Annotated in this window: 19 protein-coding genes; 10 read left to right on the forward strand and 9 right to left on the reverse strand. The window is 71.6% G+C overall.

Going from position 1 to position 20172, the window contains the following annotated elements; translation table 11 throughout:
- The first annotated feature begins 11 nt into the window (after positions 1–11).
- Both BU204_RS23155 and BU204_RS23160 read left to right on the forward strand, forming a co-directional pair.
- Positions 12–1241, forward strand: coding sequence for a pyridoxal phosphate-dependent aminotransferase (locus BU204_RS23155; RefSeq protein WP_075127836.1), 1230 nt, complete (start codon positions 12–14; stop codon positions 1239–1241).
- Positions 1241–2557, forward strand: coding sequence for a helix-turn-helix domain-containing protein (locus BU204_RS23160; RefSeq protein ID WP_233160507.1), 1317 nt, complete (start codon positions 1241–1243; stop codon positions 2555–2557). Before BU204_RS23155 ends, BU204_RS23160 begins: the two co-directional genes overlap by 1 nt.
- Here the strand turns inward: BU204_RS23160 and BU204_RS40840 are convergent.
- Together BU204_RS40840 and BU204_RS23165 are read right to left on the reverse strand one after the other, a co-directional pair.
- The gene (locus BU204_RS40840) at positions 2532–2861 is read right to left on the reverse strand and encodes an acyltransferase family protein (protein ID WP_332888589.1); all 330 of its coding nucleotides are present in this window, start codon (positions 2859–2861) and stop codon (positions 2532–2534) included. The two genes, BU204_RS23160 and BU204_RS40840, sit on opposite strands and share 26 nt — an antisense overlap.
- A gap of 33 nt (positions 2862–2894) precedes the next feature.
- On the reverse strand, positions 2895–3761 hold the full coding sequence (locus BU204_RS23165; protein ID WP_198942970.1) for an acyltransferase family protein: 867 nt from the start codon (positions 3759–3761) through the stop codon (positions 2895–2897).
- Positions 3762–3970: 209 nt separating this feature from the next.
- On the opposite strand from BU204_RS23165, the gene BU204_RS39280 reads away from it, so the two are divergent.
- A complete protein-coding gene (locus tag BU204_RS39280; RefSeq protein WP_143229668.1) occupies positions 3971–4150 on the forward strand; it encodes a hypothetical protein in 180 nt (59 codons plus the stop codon).
- A 55-nt stretch (positions 4151–4205) separates the two neighbouring features.
- On the opposite strand, the gene BU204_RS23170 is transcribed toward BU204_RS39280, so the two are convergent.
- On the reverse strand, positions 4206–7181 hold the full coding sequence (locus BU204_RS23170) for an AfsR/SARP family transcriptional regulator (protein ID WP_233160509.1): 2976 nt from the start codon (positions 7179–7181) through the stop codon (positions 4206–4208).
- Between the two features lie 122 nt (positions 7182–7303).
- Here BU204_RS23170 and BU204_RS23175 point away from each other — a divergent pair, with 122 nt between their 5' ends.
- Entirely contained in the window at positions 7304–7837 is a 534-nt protein-coding gene (locus BU204_RS23175; protein ID WP_143229669.1) for a vWA domain-containing protein, read from the forward strand.
- Positions 7838–7965: 128 nt separating this feature from the next.
- Positions 7966–8913, forward strand: a complete 948-nt coding sequence (locus BU204_RS23180) for a hypothetical protein (RefSeq protein ID WP_083661549.1) — start codon at positions 7966–7968, stop codon at positions 8911–8913.
- A 3-nt stretch (positions 8914–8916) separates the two neighbouring features.
- On the opposite strand, the gene BU204_RS23185 is transcribed toward BU204_RS23180, so the two are convergent.
- The 3 genes from BU204_RS23185 to BU204_RS23195 form a co-directional block, all read right to left on the reverse strand.
- Positions 8917–9795 carry an SAM-dependent methyltransferase gene (locus tag BU204_RS23185; protein ID WP_075127839.1) on the reverse strand — a complete coding sequence of 293 codons (879 nt, stop codon included), beginning with the start codon at positions 9793–9795 and terminating at the stop codon, positions 8917–8919.
- 60 nt (positions 9796–9855) lie between these two features.
- The gene (locus BU204_RS23190) at positions 9856–10707 is read right to left on the reverse strand and encodes a helix-turn-helix domain-containing protein (protein ID WP_075127840.1); all 852 of its coding nucleotides are present in this window, start codon (positions 10705–10707) and stop codon (positions 9856–9858) included.
- A gap of 130 nt (positions 10708–10837) precedes the next feature.
- Entirely contained in the window at positions 10838–11032 is a 195-nt protein-coding gene (locus tag BU204_RS23195) for a DUF397 domain-containing protein (RefSeq protein WP_075127841.1), read from the reverse strand.
- 178 nt (positions 11033–11210) lie between these two features.
- On the opposite strand from BU204_RS23195, the gene BU204_RS23200 reads away from it, so the two are divergent.
- Positions 11211–13190, forward strand: a complete 1980-nt coding sequence (locus BU204_RS23200) for an ABC1 kinase family protein (RefSeq protein ID WP_075127842.1) — start codon at positions 11211–11213, stop codon at positions 13188–13190.
- A gap of 236 nt (positions 13191–13426) precedes the next feature.
- On the opposite strand, the gene BU204_RS23205 is transcribed toward BU204_RS23200, so the two are convergent.
- The gene (locus BU204_RS23205) at positions 13427–14347 is read right to left on the reverse strand and encodes a sigma-70 family RNA polymerase sigma factor (protein WP_075127843.1); all 921 of its coding nucleotides are present in this window, start codon (positions 14345–14347) and stop codon (positions 13427–13429) included.
- Positions 14348–14615: 268 nt separating this feature from the next.
- Here BU204_RS23205 and BU204_RS23210 point away from each other — a divergent pair, with 268 nt between their 5' ends.
- Positions 14616–15008, forward strand: coding sequence for an STAS domain-containing protein (locus BU204_RS23210; protein WP_075127844.1), 393 nt, complete (start codon positions 14616–14618; stop codon positions 15006–15008).
- A gap of 10 nt (positions 15009–15018) precedes the next feature.
- On the opposite strand, the gene BU204_RS23215 is transcribed toward BU204_RS23210, so the two are convergent.
- A complete protein-coding gene (locus BU204_RS23215) occupies positions 15019–15306 on the reverse strand; it encodes a hypothetical protein (protein ID WP_143229670.1) in 288 nt (95 codons plus the stop codon).
- A gap of 169 nt (positions 15307–15475) precedes the next feature.
- Here BU204_RS23215 and BU204_RS23220 point away from each other — a divergent pair, with 169 nt between their 5' ends.
- Positions 15476–16018 (forward strand): hypothetical protein, encoded by a 543-nt coding sequence (locus BU204_RS23220; RefSeq protein ID WP_075127846.1) that lies wholly within the window; start codon positions 15476–15478, stop codon positions 16016–16018.
- A gap of 83 nt (positions 16019–16101) precedes the next feature.
- On the forward strand, positions 16102–18927 hold the full coding sequence (locus BU204_RS23225) for an AfsR/SARP family transcriptional regulator (RefSeq protein ID WP_075127847.1): 2826 nt from the start codon (positions 16102–16104) through the stop codon (positions 18925–18927).
- Positions 18928–19266: 339 nt separating this feature from the next.
- Here BU204_RS23225 and BU204_RS23230 read toward each other — a convergent pair whose 3' ends face one another.
- On the reverse strand, positions 19267–19596 hold the full coding sequence (locus tag BU204_RS23230; protein ID WP_075127848.1) for a YybH family protein: 330 nt from the start codon (positions 19594–19596) through the stop codon (positions 19267–19269).
- 78 nt (positions 19597–19674) lie between these two features.
- Between BU204_RS23230 and BU204_RS41445 the strand changes: the two genes are divergently transcribed.
- Complete coding sequence (locus BU204_RS41445) at positions 19675–19938, forward strand: winged helix-turn-helix transcriptional regulator (RefSeq protein ID WP_233160511.1); 264 nt, start codon at positions 19675–19677, stop codon at positions 19936–19938.
- The last annotated feature ends 234 nt before the right edge of the window (positions 19939–20172 follow it).

The following is a 20172-nucleotide window of genomic DNA, read 5'->3' on the forward strand; positions in this document are numbered from 1 at the left end:
CCATCCGAGGCATGACCACCTCGACCACGCCACTGACCGACCTCCCACCCAGGTTTTCGGACGCGGCGATGTCCGCCCTGGTGGACCGCCCGGTCCGCTTCGACCTCGCGGAGAGCACCTGCCCGTCCCTGCGTCTGGGGGACCTGTTCACCCCGGCCGTCCTCGACCGCCTGGAGAAGGTGGAGATCGGCTACGGCACCACCGAGGGAGACCCCCACCTGCGTGCCCTCGTCGCGGCCGGCGCCGGCGTGCGCGCGGACCAGGTCCTGGTCACCGCGGGTGCGAGCTCGGCGCTGTTCCTGGTGGCGCTCTCCACCTGCGGGCCCGGCGACCACGCCGTCCTCCTGGCCCCGTACTTTCCGCCGACCCGCGCGGTTCTCGACGCGCTCGCCGTCCGGACCAGCACGGTCGGGCTCGATTTCGACCGCGGGTACCGGCTCGACGAGCAGGCGGTCGACGCCGTCGCCGCGACGCTCACGCCCGAGACCAGGCTGGTGGTGCTGGCCTCGCCGCAGAACCCCTCCGGCGTCCGGGTCACCGAGCCGGAGCTGCGCCGCCTCCTCGAGCGGATGACCGTCCTGGCACCGCGGGCGGTCCTGCTCGTCGACGAGACCTACCGCGAGAGCACCTACGGCGGGGCTCGCCCGCCGGCCTCCGCTGCCGCGCTCTCGCCCCGCGTCGTGACCTGCTCCTCGCTGTCGAAGGCGCACGGGGCACCGGGTCTGCGCGTCGGCTGGCTGACCGCGACCGACCCCGCGCTGCGGGAACGGTTGCGAGCGGCCAAGTTCAACACCTCCGTCTGCTGCTCGGGGATGGCCGAGGCGCTGGCCGTGGAGGTGCTCGACCGGGCCGAGGAGGTGCTCGCCGATCGGAGCGCCTTGCTCACGAGCACGGTGGACGTGCTCACCCGGTGGGCGCGGGAGCACGCCGACGTCCTCGAGTTCCTTCCCCCGGACGGGGGAGCCATGTGCTGCCTGCGGCTGCGGGCCGACCGCGTCGACGACGGCGCGGTTCCCGCCTTCTACGAGGCGCTTGCCGCCCGCGAGGTCCGGGTCGCGCCCGGGGCCTGGTTCGCCGAGCCCGACCGCGTGTTCCGCGTCGGCTTCGGACACCTGCCCGAGGAGTCCTTCCGCGTCGCGCTCGACCGCGTGAGCGACGCCCTGTCCGTTCTCCCCGGCCCGTCCGAATTGGAAACGGGAAACGGATGTGGAAATGCGACACCATCCCCCAGCATGGAGTAGTGAACGGTGTTGAGGCGTTCGGGATCGAGCTCCGGCGCCGGCGGATCGCGGCCGACTTCTCGCTGGCCCGGTTCGCCGGCCAGGTGCACTACAGCAAGGGCCACCTGAGCAAGGTCGAGAACGGGTTGGCCCGGCCCACCGAGGACTTCGCGCGCCGCTGCGACGCGTGCCTCGGCGCCGGCGGGGAGCTCCTGGCACTCGTTCGACCGAGGGGCGCGCGACGCGCCGAGGCGGCGGAGAGCTCCGCCGCCTCGGCGTTCGGCGCCGGCGAAGACGACGCGGAGGTGTGGCTGATGGGCCTGGGTCCAGACGGCGAGTCCGGCTTCCAACCAGTGGGGAGGCGGGACGTCCTGGTGATGGGCATGGCCGCGGCTACGGCCCTGTCCATCCCAGGACGTGTCCGCCCGGCCCACGGCGGCGACGTGGTCGGCCTGTCCAGGAGCGCGTTCGACCACACTCGCCGCCTCGGCCAGACCGTCAGCGCGAGCCTGGTCTTCCCCGTCGTGGTCAGCCAGGCCCAGATGCTGCGCGTACTCGCGCGGTCCTCACCGCACGCCCGCACCGAGCTGACCCTGCTCGCCGCGCGCAACGCGGAGTACGCGGGCTGGATGGCCCAGGAGTCCGGCGACGACAACGCCGCCCTGTGGTGGACCAGGAAGGCGGTGCGGATGGCCGCCGGTGTCGGCCGGCACGACCTCGCGGCCTACGCGCTCGTCCGGGAGGCGCTGGTCACGCTCTACCAGGGCGACGCGGCGGCGACGATCGACCTCGCCAGGCAGGCACAGCGCGATCCCCAGCTCCCGCCGCGCATCCTCGGTCTCGCGGCCCAGCGCGAGGCGCAGGGGCACGCCCTGGCCGGCGCCTACGACGAGTGCATGCATGCCCTCGACCGCGCCGCCGACCTGCTCGCCCTGGCCGCGGCGCAGCCGAGGGACGGCGAGCCCGTCATCGGCACCACGACCGTGAGCGACCCGGTCGCGATCGTCACCGGCTGGTGCCTGCACGACCTCGGGCACTCGCGGCGGGCTGCCGAGGTGCTCGACCGGGAGGTGGCCAAGATCGCCCCCGACGCGATCCGCGCCAGGGTGCGCTTCGGCCTGCGCCAGGCGCTGGCCCACGCCGCCTCCGGCGAGATCGACCACGCGTGTGCGCTGGTCGAGGAGCTGCTGGAGTCGGTGGCCGCGCTCGACTCGGCGACCGCCCTCGCCGACGTGCAGCGCCTGTCGGCCACCATGCGGCGCTGGCCGGGGCATCCCGCCGTCCGCCGGCTGACCCCGGAGCTCACCGCGGCTATGAGCGGGAGCCAGCGCGGCTGAGCGCCGGCTCGGGCACGCGCTCGCGGCCGACCAGCCGTCGTCCCCACCGCTGCGCCGGCGCCTCGACGTACCGGTAGGTCAGCACGCACAGCGGCAGCAGCACGGCGTAGAACCCGACCTCGAGCACCAGGTTGTTCTGCCGCCCGCGGCCGATCGTGGCGTCGCTCACCGCCAGCAGCACAGGGTGCACCAGGTAGACCGAGTAGCTGATCGTCCCCAGGCCGGTCAGCCAGCGCGGCAGCCGTCGGTGGCGCAGCGCCAGGCCGACCCCGAAGGTCAGTACGGCCAGCAGGAACGCCGCGATCCAGCCGCGCCGGGTGAACTAGGCCCCGTCGCCCTACAGGTACGCGCTGGCCACCGCACAGGTGACCACCACGAGCGCGACGCCGGCCGCGTACCGCGGGCTCCGCTGTCCGCTCTCGGCCCGTCGCACGGCCGTGCCGAGGAACATCACGGCGAGGATCACCAGGCCCTCCCACAGGGGGACCGTGCCGTTCAACGCGACCAGGACCAGCGCCAGCACCCCGCCCAGCACGCCGCCGAACACCCGCACCGCGGGCGGTCCCACGCTCGCACAGCAGACGGCGACCACCATCGCGGCCGAGGCCAGCGCGACCAGCGTGCCGGTGCCGACCGCGGCGGACAGGGCCGAGCCCGGGACCAGGACGCCCGCCGTCACCCCCATCACCGCCGTCCCCGCCAGGATGAGGGCGACCGCCGCCGACCGCTGGTGCAGCCGGACCGTGAAAAGCCCCACGACCAGCAGGTAGAAGGCCATCTCGTAGGAGAGCGTCCACAGGACGAGCAGGAGGTTGGGCGTTCCCAGCAGCTCCTGGAGCAGGGTGACGTGGGCGAGGGCCGCGGACGCGGCGCTCTGCTCGCCGAACCCGCGGACCTTCGCCGCGCCCAGCAGGCCGGCGACGAGGACGGCGGCGACCACGGCCAGCCACAACGGGTAGATGCGGAACACCCGTCCGAGCCAGAAGCCGCGGACGCTTCCCCGCCGCTCGAGTGATGCGGGGATGATGTAGCCGCTCACCAGGAAGAACACCATGATGCCGTACCTACTGGTGTTGAACTCCGGGATCAGCTCCTGCCGGAGCTCGGGCATGAAGGCGTAGGACGAGTGGTCGAACACCACGACCAGGGCCGCGACGCCGCGCAGGGCGTCCAGCCAGTCCAGCCGTGCCCGGTTCCGGTCCATACGTAAGGGACGCGTTCGGCCCGGTCGACGTTGACAGCGCGGGCCGGTCTCTTTCTCCGCCGAGCGCCCGCGGCGCGTTTCCTGTTTCGCGCCGAATATAGCTACGTGGAAACTACTTGCTGCATTTCCGGAATTGGCTGATGCTCTTGGTGGGCCCAGTCAGAAACCCCCGGGGGATCAAAAAACGGAAACGTCAACGGAGGACTGTCATGTCCATTTCTCGTACGTCCCGAATTGTTTCGGGAGTCGTTTCGGCGGCCGGTGCGGCCGCCGTCGTCCTGGTGGCGCCGATCCTCGCGGCCACCGTGGCCGTGGCCGACGGCGACTCCGGGCAGACCCCGCCGCCCCCGCCGCCGCCCACCAGCGACGGGCACAGCTGGGGTGACTGAGGGACCAACGGTGCCGGCCGGCCGGGCCCGGCCTCGCGGTGGGGCACCGCGGGGATCAGTCCCGGTCGCCGGCGCAGGCGCAGTCGAGGCGGTCCAGCTCCGAGCGGAGCCGGCGGCCCTCGGGCAGTTCGAGGTCGTCGAACTCGGCCTCGGCGCTGCGCCAGTGCTCGGCCGCCCGCGCGTGGTCGTCGACCGAGTGCAGGATGCGGGCGAGGGCGAGGTCGGCCCTCGCCCGCTGCGCGCGGTCCCCGATCTCGGTGGCCAGCGCCAGGCCGGCCCGCAGCTCGCGGAGCGCGCCCGACAGGTCGCCCCTGGCCAGCCGGGTGGCTCCCTGGTCGAGGTGCAGCTGGATCCGCAGCGACGGGTCGGGTTCCGGGCAGGCCGCCGCGGCCAGTTCGTGGTGGCGGGTCGCCTCGTCCAGCCGGCCGAGGCGGCGGTAGGCGTTGGCGAGGTTCGTGAGCGCGTAGGCCGCGGCGACGCTGTCGCCCATGTCGACGGCGAGCGCGCGCGCCTCCTGGTGGTTGGCCAGGGCCTGGTCGACCCGGCCGAGCCGCTGGCGGACCGAGCCCAGGTTGTCCAGCGTGTTCGCCAGGCCGGCCCGGTGGTCGATCGCGCGGAGCAGCGGTATCGCGGCCAGCTGCCGGCGTTCGGCCGACTCGAGCTCGCCGTGCATCTCGTCGAGGTACCCGAGATGGCTGAGCGCATGGGCCTGGCCGCGCCGGTGCCCGATCTCCTCGTACTTGACCAGCGCGGCCTCGAAGTGCGCCATCGCGCGGCGGTGCATCCCCTGGTCGATCGCCACCAGGGCGATGCCGCACAGGCCGTCAGCCTCGCCCCGCACGTCGCCGAGTCGGATCAGCTTCGGCAGCGCCGCGGCGGCGAGCTCGAGGGCGTGGTCGAGCTCACCGGCCCGCCAGCGGGCCGTGGACAGCCGCAGCAGCACGCGCGCGTGGCCCTCGAGGTTGTCCGGGTCGCCCGCGGTGACCTCCCTGGCCAGCTCGAGTGTCTCGATCCACTCGCCCAGCCTGGCCGTGGTGTGGAAGTAGCGCCACAGCAGCAGGGCGAGCCGCCAGGTGTGGTCCGGGTGGTCGTGCTTGGCGGCGTGGCGCACGGCCGCCAGCAGGTTCGGCCACTCCGCGCCGAGCCAGTCCAGTGCCGCCCTCCGGTCCGCGAACACGGGGGCCGCCACGTGTCTCGTGTCCACCCGCGGCTGCTGGTCGCGGTCGAACGGGAACGCCGTGGTGATCGCGGCGTGCGTGGCGGCCAGGTAGAAGTCCAGGAGGCGCTCGAGCGCCGCGCGGTGCTCGGCCGGGTCGGGCGGGGGCAGGGCGCAGGAGGCGAAGCTCTTCAGCGGGTCGAGCATGCGGTAGCGCTCGGGACGGGACTCCTCGACCAGGCTCGCCTGGTACAGAGCCTCGAGCAGCGCCCTGGCCCGGTGGACCTCGCCGCCCAGCATCGCCGCGGCGGCCTCCGGCCCGAGGTCGTGGCCGGGCAGATGCCCGACCAGCCGGAACAGCGTGCGCTGCGGCTGCTCGAGCTGCTGGTAGGAGACCAGGTACGCGGCCACCCCGGCGTCGTCGAACCCGCCGTTGGGGTTCCACGGACCGGCCTCGCCGAGCAGCCGGAGCAGGTGGTCCAGGGGCCAGGCGGGGTGCCTGCGGAACTGGGAGGCGACGATCGTGATCTGCAGCGGCACCCGTCCGCACCGCGCCACGACCTCGCGCACCCGCTCGGTCCACCCGGTCAGCCGTCTTGCGCCGGCCAGGGACCGGAACAGCTCGACGGCCTCCGCCTCCGGCATCGGGTCGAGCCGCAGCGAGTCGGCCACGTCGAGGTCGCCGACCCGGCGGCTGGTGACGATGGCCATGCACGCCGGTGCGTTCGGCAGCAGCGCGCGTACCTGCTCCTCCGAGCCGGCGTTGTCGAGCACGACGAGCGTGCGGGTGCCGGCCAGCTCGTCCTGGTACAGCGCGGCCCGCTCGCGCAGCGTCCGTGGTACCTGCTCGGGCGGCACGCCGAGCTCGGCCAGCAGCTCGCCCAGGGCCTCGGTCGGCGTGGTGGGCCGCACCTGTGGGGTGAACCCGTTCAACGACACGAACAGCCGCGCGTCGGTGAACCGGTCGCGGAGCCGGTGGGCCGCCTCGACGGCCAGCGAGGTCTTGCCCACCCCCGGTGGCCCGCTGACCCAGACCACGGCCGGGCCAGCGCGGTCGCGACCGGGCGCCAGGGCCTCGATCTCGGCCAGCTCCTCGCGGCGGCCGGTGAAGCGGCCGGACCGGGGCGGCAGGTCGCCGCGGGGCGGGCCGTACCTGGCCTGCCTGGCCAGGCTCTGCAGCTCCGGCGGGACGGTCATGCCGTAGGCCTCCATCGACCGTTCGGTGCGCCGGTAGACCTCCAGCGCCCGGGCCCGGTCGCCGTTGCCGAGCAGCGCACGCATCAGCAGGACGGCGAGGCGCTCGTGCGTGGGGTCCTTGTCCACCAGCGGGCGCAGCCGGTCCCGCACCCAGCGGTGGTTCCCGGACGCCAACTCCAGCTCCGCGAGGTCGCCGACCGCGTCGCGCAGTGCGTCGTCCGGCGCCAGCACCCCGCTGCCCCCGACCCGGTCGATGTCCAGGCCGTCCAGGAAATCCCCCCGCCACAGCGCCACCGCCTCGTGCAGGAGCCGCGTCGCGCCCGCCGGGTCGTCCCGGCGCCTGGCCGCGGCGGCGCCGGCGCAGAGCTTGTGGAACCGCACGGTGTCCAGCGCGTCCTCGTCGAGCTCGAGCCGATATCCGGTGGGGGTGGTCAGAATGGCGACGTCGTCCGCTCCGGCGTCGCGGAACACGCGCCGGATCTTCGCGATGTAACCGATGATCAGGTTCGATTTGGGCCGGTTCTCACCCCAGATGATGTCGATCAGCCGCTCGCCGGGGACCGGCGTGTTCGCATGCAGCAGCAGGACCGCCAGCGCGTGCCGTTGCTGCAGGTCACCGAGTTCCACCTGGGCGCCGTCGTGCCATGCCTCGAACGGTCCCAGCAGCCGGAATTCCATAACCTGTCTCCCCAGTCTCGGCCGTTGGAGGCAATACCAACATCCGCGCACCCGCCGTTGTGTCACCGTCCGATCTCTTCTTGGTCCACATGTTCTCCACGTGTTCTCCGCACGCTGGGTGAATGGCTGTCCTGCTGTATCTGGTGTGCGACGTGTCAATGTCGGTCACGAGCGATCTCGAGCAGCTCAACGAGGACCTGGGGGAGTTTCGGCGTGCACTGCTCGCCGATCCCACGGGCGCGGCCAGCCGGCTGTCCGTGATCGCGTTCTCCGGCACAGCCGAGGTCCTGCTGCCCCTCTCACCCGTGGTCGAGATCGCCGAGATGCCGCTGCTGCGACCCGGTTCGGCGACCAACTTCGGCCCGGCCTTCACGCTCCTGCGCGAGACCATGGCGCGGGACCTGGACGGGCTCGCCGCCGTCGAGCGCCGGCCGGCCGTGCTCTTCCTGTCCGACGGGCAGCCGAGCGACCCGGCGAGCTGGCCGCCGACCTACGCCGACCTGGCCGCGCTCGGTCCGGTCGTGGTCGCGCTCGCCGTGGGGGAGGCGGAGCTGTCGACCCTGCGCCGGATCGGCACCGGCGGGGTGGTCCGCCGCCGGGCACTCGTCGGGCCGGGAACCGCGCTGGTCTCGTGGGTCCGGGAACTGACCAGATGACCGCGGCGTGGTTCATGGTCCTTCCACATCTGATCCATCGAGCTCGGGCAGGGTGGCCGGCGCCAGGGCTCACGGGAGCGGAGGAGATCTCGATGGAGATCCACTGAACACGTCGGGAGGACGAGACGATGGGTTTCCTGGCGGTGCTGGTGGCTGAGCTCAAGATCTTGCGCAAGGGCAACGGCGTGTTCGCCGGGGATCTCCGGGGCCGGATCGGTCCGGGGTTGCGCGTCGCCTGCCGCGTGACCGAGCAGGACGGCCCGGGGGACGTGCGCCGCAAGGTGGCGGCCACCCTGGAGCGCTGTGCCGCGGCACTGCCGCCGGATCTGCGGCTCGCGCTCATGGCGGGCTACGGTCTGCTCCCCGAGGCCCGCCTGCCCCGGTACGAGGACCGGGTGCGGTGGGTGGCCGACCGGTTGGGCCACGTCCCACGCACCGCCCGCCGCCGCGTCGACGATGCCGTGCAGCACGTCGCCGAGCAGCTGTACCGGGTCTCCGCGGGCGAGGACGTCCCCCCGCCGGCGGCGTGGCACACGACCGACCTGCGGGTGCTGGTGGCCCTCGACGGCCCGCGGCCCGAGGTGGTCGAGCAGCGCCGCGTCGTCGCCCACGCCTCGGGCCTCGACGAGCTCGACCTCGCCGTGACGCTCAGCCGCAGGGACCGCTCGATCCCGCCCGCGCCGGAGGTGTCGGTCCTGCACGGGGGTGTGCTGCGCTGGCGTCGCAGGGAGTCCAGCGAGCGGCTGGGGTTCGCCCTGCGCCTGCCCGAGCCGCTCGCCCCGGGCGGGGTGCACTCGTTCGGCCTGCGCTACGTGTTCCCGGGGGAGCGGATGTTCCGCCCCTACCTCGCCTGCGTGCCCCGGCGCGCCTGTGACCTGTTCGACCTGCGGGTTCGGTTCGCGCCTGGGCGTGAGCCGGCCCGGGTCCAGCTGCTGCGTGCCGGCTTCCAGCGCGACGTCGACGACGACGAGTCACCCGGCGACGAGGTGCCGGTCGACCCCTCGGGAGCGGTCCACGTGCGCTTCCGCGGGCTCGCACCCGGCCTGGCCTACGGGCTGCGCTGGGGCCGGGGATAGCCCTCAGCCCTTCCTGCCGACCCCGGCCCAGATGATCTCCTCGCAGGGCAGGGAGGTGGTCCGCGCGCTCGGCCCGGTCTCCTCCGGACGCCACTCGGTGGCCGGGAGCCAGCCCGGGTCGACGAGGCGGAGATCCCCGAGCAGCGACCTGATCCCGCATCGGGACCGCCAGTGCACGTCGCCGCTGCCGGACCTGTCGAGGAGCTCCTTGAGGCCGGCCAGCGTTGCCCCGACGTCCTCGGGCACGCCGTCGTCGCTGACGTGGGAGATGGCGACGAACGAGCCCATCGGCAGCAGCTCGCGGAGCTTGGCGACGGCGGCCGGCACGCACTCCTGGCCCTCGGCGTCCGGCTGGCGCAGGTGGAGGAGGCCGATCAGCAGGAGGCCGACCGGTTCGGCGGGTTCCAGCAGCTCGGTCTCGACGGCCAGCTGCCAGAGGGCGTCGGGGTCGCGCAGGTCGGCGTCGACCACGGCATGCCGGCAGCGGTCGCCCCGGGCGTCGAGCAGCAGTTCGGTGTGCGCCACGGCAACCGGGTCGTTGTCGACGTAGACGACGCGGGTCTCCGGCGGGCGGCGCGTCTCGCGGGCCAGCTCGTCCGCCACGTCGTGGGTGGCACCCGCGTTCGGCACACCCGAGCCGACGTCGAGGAACTGGCGGATCCCCTGGCGCACCATGTGTCGTACCGCCCGGTTGAGGAAGAGGCGGTGGGCGAACACGATCCGACGCATCAGGGGGAACCGGTCGAGGACCTCGTCGCCGAACGCGCGGTCGACCTCCCAGTTGGCCGTGCCGCCGAGGTAGTAGTCGTGGACACGCGCGATGCTGGGCGTCTCCAGGTGGACGGTGACCGATGGTGCTGAGCCGGGCTGCCGTTCTGGCACGGCGGCGCCTCCCCTTTGTCGTCCGCGGAGAATAGGAGATGCTACCGCAATTAGGCGTCCTCAGCGTGCTGTCGGAATATTTCCGTGCTGTGCGAGGGCATGAATGAATTTCCGGCTGTCGTCCTCGGTCAACGCCGCGCGATAAGCCTCGTACCAGTAGGTTTCCCGTTCCTGGACGGCGGTTCGGCCTTTTATGAGACGGCCGTCCAGGTTGAATGGCACATAGACCATGTCGGCCTCCCGGCCGGGCATCCGCAAGCAGGTGAAGTCGGTGTCGATATAGGCGAGCCGGGCGTCGAAGGGCACGATGCGCAGGGAGAACTGCGGATACTGGTCGAGCAGGTCGAGCAGGTGACCGGCCTGCTGCCGGATTACGACAGTGCTGCCGCCCGGGGCGCGGTACAGCGAGGACTCGGTGAGCAGCGCGTGGTAGGGCGGCGGGTTGTCGCGGGTGAACATCCGTCGCCGTTCCTCGCGTGCGCGCAGCACGTCGGTCTCGCCGAGGCAGGCGCCGGCCAGCCGGGACTGGAGCAGCGCGTACTGCTGGGACTGCAGCTGGAGTGGCGTCCGCTCGCTGTGGAAGGTGAAGATCTCCACGGCCCGCTCCGCGGCGTGCACCAGCTCGACCAGGTGGCGGTTGGGCGACAGGGCGGCGAGGGCGGGCGCGTCGGGCAGGGTCGCCCAGCCCTCGATCTCCTCCCGGAGCGGCTGCGGCGTGTCGTAGAACGTCATCAGCGCGTGCAGTTCGTCGGGGGACGGCACCCGGGTGCCGGCTTCGATCCTCGCGATCGTGGGCTGGCTGCGGTCGAGGGCCTCGGCTGCCTCCTGCTGGGTGCGGCCCGCGTTCTCGCGTGCGCGTCGCAGTGCCGCGGCCCGTCGTTTGGCGCGTTCGGTCGGTCGTCCCGCCACCACGTCCCCCAACACCCTCGATGGAATGGCTTGTTCGGCGGGATCATAGGCGACGTGTAACGATCTTTTGCGGGCCGACTAACACTTCGGTGTCGATGCTCCCCGAATGGGCTAGTTACGATCTACGAATTCGTCACCTGCCGTGGCCGAGTCGCCGGACGAACGCCGCCCAGCTCGTGGGGTAGAACCGCAGCTCAGCGCCCGGTTTCTCCTTCGAGTCGCGCACGCGGACGCGCTGCCGGTCGGCCCGTACCTCGACGCAGTCGTTGAACGGGATCGAGGCGCGTGCGCGTCGCCATCCGGTGTTCGAGGAAAGGAGGTAAGGCATGCGGAATATTCTGGTACGCGGAATATTCCCCGGCAAGACAAAATCCTGGTCACTCCCCGGACAAATCCCGTCCAGGAACGGCGGCGGGATTCGACCGAGCCTCGAGCGGGTTCGCTTGTGCTGCCGAGGCCCGCTGCTGGATCATCCGAAACGGAGCCGCACGGACACGGGGAACCGGATGACCGAACTGATCTTCGGATTGCTCAGCCTGCCCGTCTACCTGCTCATGCTCTGGCCGCTGGTCGTCGCCTCCCGGCGGGTGCTCGGGGTGCGAATCGGCGTGGTGCGCGCGCTGCTGGGGGCAGCGGCCGGCTGGGCGGTCGCCGTACACATCATGGTGCTGCTGTTCCCCGCCGCCGAGGCGTCGCCGAGCCTGTTCGTCGGCCTGGTCATCCCGATCGCCGGGTGCGCGTTCCTGACCACGTTGATGTTCCTGTTCCTCGCGGAGATGGCGCTGCCCAGCGGCGGTGGTCTGGGGGTGCTGGGCCAGGTGCGCTCGTTGCGTGCCCGGCTCGCCCGGACGCGGCGGTACTGGCAGGTGAGCCGGATCGCGATGCGCCACGGGATCGGACCGTACTTCACCGGGCGGCGGACCGACGGCGACAGGGCGCGGCACGCGGTGCTCGCCAGGTCGCTGCGGCGGGCGCTGGAGGACGGCGGGGTCACCTTCGTCAAGCTCGGCCAGGTGCTGTCCACCCGGCCGGACCTGCTGCCGCCGGTGTTCATCGACGAGCTGAGCCGGCTTCAGGACCACGTCCGCCCGGCGGACCCCGAGGCCGTCGAGCGTGAGCTGGCCCGGGCGCTCGGCCGGCCGGTGACCGAGGCCTTCGCCGAGTTCGAGAAGACTCCGATGGCCACCGCGTCGATCGCCCAGGTGTACCGGGCCCGGTTGCACACCGGCGAGGACGTCGTGGTGAAGGTGCGCAAACCTGGGGTGGACAAGATCGTCGAGCGGGACCTGGACATCCTGCACCGCATGGCGGCGATGCTGGACCGGAAGGCGAAGTGGGCCAGGTCGATCGGCGTGGTCGACCTGGCCGAGGGTTTCGCCGCCGCCCTGACCGAGGAGCTCGACTTCCGGGTCGAGGCACGCAACATCGCCGCCGTGAGCGCCGCCAACACCGACGAGGCCGTCCTGCTGCCGACCGTGTTCGCGGAGCTGTCCAGCGAACGGGTCCTGGTGATGGGCCAGCTGCGCGGCACCCCGATCCGGTCCGCCGTCGCCGAGGTCGACGCCGCCCGCCGAGGCGGCCTGGCGAAGACCCTGCTCGACTGCGTGCTCCGCCAGGTGCTGCTGCACGGCGTCTTCCACGCCGACCCGCACCCCGGCAACATCCTGCTGCTCGCCGACGGCCGGCTGGGCCTGCTCGACTTCGGCTCGGTGGGCCGCCTGGACGCGACCCTGCGCAGCGGCCTGCAGGAGATGCTCGCCGCCATCGCCCGCGGCGACCCCGTCGCGCTCAGGGACGGTCTGCTGGAGATCGTCGACCGCCCCGACCAGATCGACGAGCACCGACTGGAGCGGGCGCTGGGTTCGCTGGTGTCCCGGCACATGGCCGAGGGCCAGGCGCTGCAGATCGAGATGTTCTCCGACCTGTTCCGCATCGTGGCGGACTTCCGGCTGGCCATCCCCCCGGCGATAGCCTCGGTCTTCCGCGCCTTCGCCACGATCGAGGGCACCCTGACCCTGCTCTCACCGAGCTTCAACATGATGACCGAGTCCAGGGCCTTCGCCGGCACCCTGATCGGCGAGCGGATGCGCCCCACGTCGGTCCGCCAGACCGTGACCGAGGAGCTCGTGTCGGTGCTCCCGATCCTGCGTCGGATCCCCCGCCGGGTGGACCGCGTGACCGCGGCCCTGGAACAGGGCCGCCTCTCGATCAACGTCCGCCTCTTCGCCGACGAACGCGACCGCCACGTCCTCACCGGCATGCTCCACGAGATGCTCCTGGCCATGACCGGCATGGCGGCCGGCGTCATGGCCGTCCTCCTGCTGGCCAGCGATGGCGGCCCCAAGATCACACCGGCCGTCACGCTGAACCAGCTGTTCGGCTACAACCTCCTGGCCATCAGCGCCCTGCTCGGCCTGCGCCTGCTGTTCGTCGTGTTCCGCGCCCAACGTCAACGCGTCCTGGCCGCCGACCAACCGGACGGGTAGCGGAGTGGTGACGCGCAGTCACCATTGCGCTTCGACTCGACGTTCATCCACGGAATGCGCCGCGAGCCCGCCGACGGTCCGACGGTGACCGTGCACGCCTACTCGCCGCCGCTGGCCACCACCGGCCAGTAAGCCGGTGTGAGGATGGTCTCCTGCGCCGCCGCCCCTCGCCCGCCAAGGAGCAGCTGAAGCCCCACGGCGGTCAGCCGAGCACCGACTAGAGCGGGCCGGCGCGGTCAGGCCGTCCGGCCCACCAGGGCCCGGCTGCGCTCGGGGTCGCGCAGCTGGCACAGGGACTGCTTTTCCAGTTGGCGGATGCGTTCCTTGGTCACCCCGACCTCGTCGGCCACCTCCTGCAGCGTGCGGGGGCGCTCGCCGTCGAGGCCGTAGCGCCTGGTCAGGATGAGTGTCTGGCGCGCGGGCAGGGTCCCCACCAGCGCCCGGAGCTCCGCGATGGTCTCCCGGTACTCGAGGGCCTCGTAGGCGGCCTCCGCGTCGCCGTCCTCGATGAGGTCGCCGACGCAGGCTCGTCCGTCGTCCCCGAGGGGGGTCTCCAGGCTGAGCGCCGCCCTGCTGACCTGGCGCAGCTCGGTGATCCTCGTCGCAGGCGCACCCGTCGCCGAGGCCAGCTCCTCGACGGTGGGGTCGTGGTCGAGCTCACGCCGGAGCTCCCGCTCGGCCCGGTTGATCCGCCCCAGCTCCTCCATGACGTTCGACGGCAAGCGGACGGCGCGTCCCTGGTCGGCGAGCCCGCGTTCGATGGCCTGCCGGATCCACCAGGTGGCGTAGGTGGAGAACTTGTAGCCCTTCGCGTGGTCGAACTTCTCGACGGCGCGGATCAGCCCGAGGTTGCCCTCCTGCACCACGTCGAGGAAGGGCAGCCCGCGGAAGGCGTGTTTCCTGGCCACCGAGATGACCAGGCGCAGGTTCGCGCGGATCATGTGGTCCTTGGCCGCTCGCCCGTCCGCCTCGACGGTCCGCAGGTCCCGCCGCCGCCCGGCGGAGAGCGTTGGCGCGTCGCGGAGCAGTTCGGCCGCGTACAGGCCCGCTTCGACGCGCTTGGCCAGCGCGACCTCGTCGGCGGCGCTGAGCAGCGGTGTCGAACAGGCGTCCCGTAGGTAGTAGTCCGCCAGGTCGACATCCTGGGCAGACGACATGAGGTCTCCTTGCCGGTTCTCGCTCTGCGGTCAGAACGACTGTGGAGTGGCGCACGCCACGCGCCCGAAGGGCAACTCTCTTCCAACAGTCTGACCAGGCCGCACATTCCACGGCGTTGGACGAGTGACCGAGGGTCGCCTTGAGACTCACCGGCGACCCACGTACGGTGGACATGTCTCGTAATTTTCACGAGCACTACGTGAGCGACGATACGGGTTGAGCAACAGCTCGGTTGCCGGTTTTCGGGTGCAACCAAGGAGTGCCACCGTGCGCGACACCTGCGTCATCGCCCTGACCACCGCCACCATCCGAACAGCGGACCGCGACGGAGCCGCGGTCGTGGCGGTGACGGGCGAGATCGACATGACCAACCGGGGCCCGGTGCTGGCCTTGCTCACCGCGGAGCTCGACCAACACCCCGAGGCCCTGGTCATCGACCTGACCAAGACCGACTTCTTCGGCACGACCGGCATCAGGGTCCTGCTGGAGACCGCGAGGCACGCCGCCGACCTCGGCATCGACATGGCCGTGGCGACCGACCAGCGGGCCGTCCTGCGTCCCCTGCGGATCACCGAGCTGGACGAGTCCCTCAACATTCACCCGACCGTGCAGCTGGCCCTGGACGCCGTCCAGCCCGCGAAGGAACCGTCGACCACCTGACCCACGCGGCTCAGAACAGGTTGACCACGATCACCAACACGATCGCGAACACGAACAGCCCGATCGCGAGCCAGGCCCGCTCGACCTCGTGACGCTTCTTCACCGCCACCATCGACGCGATGGCCAACACCGAGCTACCGGCCGCCGGCACACCACCGAAAACGCCAACCGCCGTCGGCTGCGTCTGAATGGCGAAAATCGCGAAAAAGAACCCGCCGAAGGCGATGGTCACGCACACTTGGCGTCGCAACCTGCGGACGGCCCACTCGACGACGTCGTTGCGATCCCGGCGACTCACCGGCCGAACGTAGCAGCTTCCCAAGCACGTTGGAGGCCGTCTTGGGCTTCGTGGTTCAACCGGACACCCTGGCGAAGTACGCGACGCTCGTCGAGCGAAACGGCACCAACCTGTCGTTGGCGGACGAGGACTGGGCGTCCCGTCCCATTCTTCGAAAGCGACGGAGCCGATGATTCGCTTCGTTCCTCTCGCACTGGCACTGGCGTTCCTCACCGCCTGCGCCACCCCTGCCAACCCGCCCACCACCTCCCGCCTCCCGGCCCCCGCCGCCTCGACGGCCTGGATGACGTCCTTATGCACCGTCGCCTCCGACCTGCGCACCGCGCTGTGGGCCAGCGCCGCCGATCCCAGCGATCCCACCGCCCTCCGCCAGGCGTTCGACACCCAGCTGTCCGCCGCCGCCGACGCCCTCCGAACAGCCACGACGCGCCTGGACACGTTGCCCCCCAACCCCCCTGCCGGCGCCGAGCAGGCCGTAAGCGATCTGAACGACCAACTGACCACCCTGCGCGAGAACGTCCAGACCGCCCATCGCGCACTGGCCGACCTGCCGCCGGCGGCCACCGAATCCGACCTCGGCGAGGTCGTAGGTACCGCATGGCCGAGCGTCGCCAACAGGGCGGCCAAACCCCTCGACGGAGTTCCGGTCAGCGAAGACATGAAGGCCGCCGCCACCGACCCGACGTGCAAGCTCCTGCCCGGTCTTCAGTAGAACCCGAAGAACGGTATTGGAACTCCCACAATCGCTAGGATGAGCGCCGCCGGAGTGGTCACATCCCGCCCGCGGAGGCGCAGATGGAGTTCCGAGTACTGGGGCCCCTGGAGGTGTTGGCGGGTGGGGAACCGCTCCGCCTGACCGGCCGGCGCCAACGTACGCTGCTCGCCCTGCTGTTGGTCAACGCCGATCGCGCAGTTCCCCTCAACTCGCTCATCGAATCCGTATGGGACGAGAACCCGCCCTCCACGGCGAAACGCCAGGTGCAGAACAGCCTTTCCGCGCTACGCCGCCTCCTCGAGTCCGACACCGACGCCTCGGGCGAGGCCCCCGCGATCCTGGCCGAGGGCAACGCGTACCGGCTCCGGCTCGGCGGGGGCACGCTCGACGCGCGGCTTTTCTCGACCCATGTGGGGAACGCGCGAAGCCTGAGCGCCGCCGGCGAGACCCACCAGGCCGTGGCCGAGCTACGAGCGGGCCTCCGGCTGTGGCGCGGCGCGGCCCTCGCCGGCCTGACCGGACGGTTGCTCGAGTCGGCCGCGGCGCGCCTGGACGAGCAGCGGCGGGCCGCCACCGAGGAATGCATCGACCTCGAGCTGCGCCTGGGCCGCCATGACGAGCTGGTCGGCAGGCTGACCGAGCTGGTGACGTCGAACCCCCTCCGGGAACGCCTGGTGGGGCAACTGATGGTGGCGCTGCACCGGTCCGGCCGGCAGGCCGAGGCGCTCGAGACCTACCACCGACACAGGAAAGCGCTTGCCGAGGAGCTGGGTCTCGAACCGAGTGCCCGGTTGCGCGACCTGCACGCCACCATCCTGGCCGACGAGGGCGGTGGCACCGAGTTCGCCGCGACCCGACCGGCCGCCCTGCGGGTGGTACCGGCCCAGCTCCCCGCCGACGTGGTCGGTTTTTCCGGGCGGGTCACCCAGCGCAAGGAGCTCGACCAACTCCTTCCCGGTGACAGCGACACCGCGGTGGTCGCCGCGATCGCGGGCACCGCTGGTGTCGGCAAGACCGCCCTGGCCGTCCACTGGGGACATCGAATGCGCCAGCACTTCCCGGATGGCCAGCTGTACGTGAACCTGCGCGGCTTCGACCCAGACGGCTCCCCGGTGCATCCGGCCGAGGCGCTGCTCGGGTTCCTGGAGGCGCTGGACGTGCCGCCGCCGCGGGTGCCGGTCGGCCTCGCCGCCCGGTCGGCTCTCTACCGCAGCCTGCTGGCGGATCGCCGCGTGCTGGTGGTGCTGGATAACGCCCGCGACGCCGACCAGGTACGCCCGCTGCTGCCTGGTAGCCGCGGCTGTCTGGCCGTGGTGACCAGCCGCAATGTCCTGTCCGGACTGGTCGCCGCCGAGGGGGCGCGGCCGGTGTTGCTGGATGTGTTCGACCTCAGCGAGGCCCAGCAGATGCTCGCCGAGCGGCTCGGCGGCGACCGCCTGGCGGCGGAGCCGCAGGCCGTCGAGGAGATCGTCGCCAGGTGCGCGTCCCTCCCCCTGGCCCTGGCGGTGGTGGCCGCCCGCGCGGCCACCCATCCCCGCTTCCCGCTTGCCGCACTCGCCGCCGAGCTGGACCTCGACCTCGACGTCCTGTCCGGCGACGACCCGACGACCGACGTACGAGGCGTCTTCTCCTGGTCCTACCGGCAGCTGAGCGAGCCGGCGCGTCGGCTGTTCCGGCTGCTCGGGCTGCATCCTGGCCCAGATGTCACCGTGTCGGCGGCCGCGAGCCTGGCCGAGCTGCCGCCCGCTCGGGCTCGCACGCTGCTCACCGAGCTGACCGAGGCGTCGTTGCTCACCGCGCACCTGCCGGGCAGGTACGCGTTCCACGACCTCCTGCGCGCCTACGCCGTGGAGCTGGTCCATGATCTCGACACGGCCAAGGAACGACACGATGCCGTACACCGACTCCTCGACCACTACCTGCAGGGGGCCTGCGCCGCGGACCGCCTGCTCGACGCCCACCGCGATCCGATCGCCATCCCGCCCGCCCACCCCGGGGCGGTCGTCGACGAGCACCTCGACCACGAGCAGGCGATGCGCTGGTTGACCGACGAGCTGCCCGCGATCCACGGGGCGGTTGAACTTGCCGCCGGCACCGGGTTCGACCTGCACGCGTGGAAACTAGCCTGGGCACTGGCCTACTTCCTCGAGCGACGTGGACAGTGGACGGTGTGGACAGCGACACAGCGAACGGCACTGGCGGCGGCGCAGCGCCTAGCCGACCCCGCGGGACAGGCGCATGCGCACCGCAGCCTCGGCCGGGTGCACGTCCACATGGATCGGGTCCCCGAAGCAGTTGTCTATCTAAGAGAGTCGATGCGTCTCTTCGCGGAGGCGGAGGACCTCGCCGGGGAGGCGAGAGTCCACTTTGACCTCTGTTGGATCTGTGCCAGGCAGGGGGAGCACGCAGCCTCGTTGGAGCACGCCCAGCAGTCCTTCGAGCTGTTCGAACGCATCGGCCACCGCTCAGGCCAGGCCAGGGCCCTCAACAACATCGCCTGGGGCCACAACTACCTCGGCGACCACGCCCAGGCGCTGACCGCCGGCGAGCAGGCCCTACGCCTCAACGAGCAGGTCGAGGACCGTTATGGCATGGCAGACACGTGGGACACCCTCGGCCACGCCCACCACGGCCTGGGAGATCGCGCGGAGAGCGTCGCCTGCTACGAGCGCGCCGCGCGGCTCTACCGCGATCTGGGCCACCGCTGGGCCGAAGCCGACACCCTTACTCGCCTAGGCGACGCCCACCACGCCGCGCAGGAGGCAGAAGCCGCCCGCAAGGTCTGGCGAAGGGCACTGACCGCCCTGGACGAACTGGGCCACCCCGACGCGGAGGCGGTCCGCACCAAGCTCGAGGCACTGGACGGCCCGACGAAGGCCTCCCGCGCCACGCCGGCTACGTCGTAACGGTCGTACCCCTCGTCAACCAGGGCTCCTGAAGCGCCCCCACCTGACGTTGTTCACCGCTTGTTTCTTGACCACGCGCGTCCGACCGTGAACATCCCCGCCGGACTAGACCTGAGGCGTCGGGCCTGCGGAATGGTTGAGGGATCTCGTCATCCCTGAGGTGCACAGCCTGGTGGTAACAACCCAATCCACTCGTGGTCCTCCGCAACTGGGGGGCGGAGGACCACGAGTTCCTCCGCCAGACCGCGGCCCTGTCGGTAGCCAGCTTCGGCACGTATTCGATCTCCGGATCCATGACGACCTCCGCCGCTCCGCCGCACCGGCCGCGGCCGGTAGGGCTCAGGGACCGCTGACGCCGAACGGGTTGTCGATCGCGTAACGCCAGCGGCCGTCCTCGCCGCGCCGGGCCACGTCGGTCGCCGTGCCGGTGAGGTCGCCGATACGCCAGTCCACGATGAGCAGCGCGAGATCCCCGGCCGGAAAGACGTGGCGCGGACGCACCGAGAGCGGTGTGCGGAGGTCGAGCATCCTCTGGTTGGCCGCCGGGTCCGCGGCATGACCGGGCCGGTCCACGAAGACCGCGCCCGGCTCGTAGTGGCGCAGCACCTCGGTGAGGTCGAACGTGTTGAAGGCGGCGGCGAAGTCGTGGGGGAGCGCGATACTGCTCATGTGGACAGTGCAGCGCACGAACTCGCCGGTCACCAAACGGTAACCTGGAACGCCCCCTCGCCCGCCTGCCCGGTCGAGGTGTCGCTAGCGGCCATCAGCGGCCGGTGGACGACCCTCGTGCTACGCGACCTGATGCTGGGCCCGCTGACGTTCGGCCAGCTGCGTGCCGGACTGCCCGCGCTGAGCGCCAAGGTGCTCACCGAACGGCTGGTCTCGTTGCGGCATCAGGGAATCGTCACACGCGGAGCCCGTGGTTACGAGCTGACGGAACGCGGGCGGCTGCTGCGACCGCTGCTGGCGCAGCTGTACCGCACGGGCGAGGCCCTGCTCGCGGAGCCCTGAGCCGCCGGCCCGGGCTCCGCGAGCAGGGGAAGCGTCTCCCCTGGTACGCGGGTGGCGGCGCCGGTCGAGGTCACAAGCACGGAGCGTTTGAGACGCCCGAGTACCTGTGGTCCGAGACCCGCGCTGCCACGCCACTCACCCTTGATCTCGTCGACCTGGATGAGGCGATGCCAGAGGCTGGCGGGGAGGCTGGTGAGGCGACGACGAGAAGCAGCAGGGGTGAACACCAGCGGG

Origin of the sequence: Actinophytocola xanthii (assembly GCF_001921205.1) — a bacterium.
Classification (GTDB): domain Bacteria; phylum Actinomycetota; class Actinomycetes; order Mycobacteriales; family Pseudonocardiaceae; genus Actinophytocola; species Actinophytocola xanthii.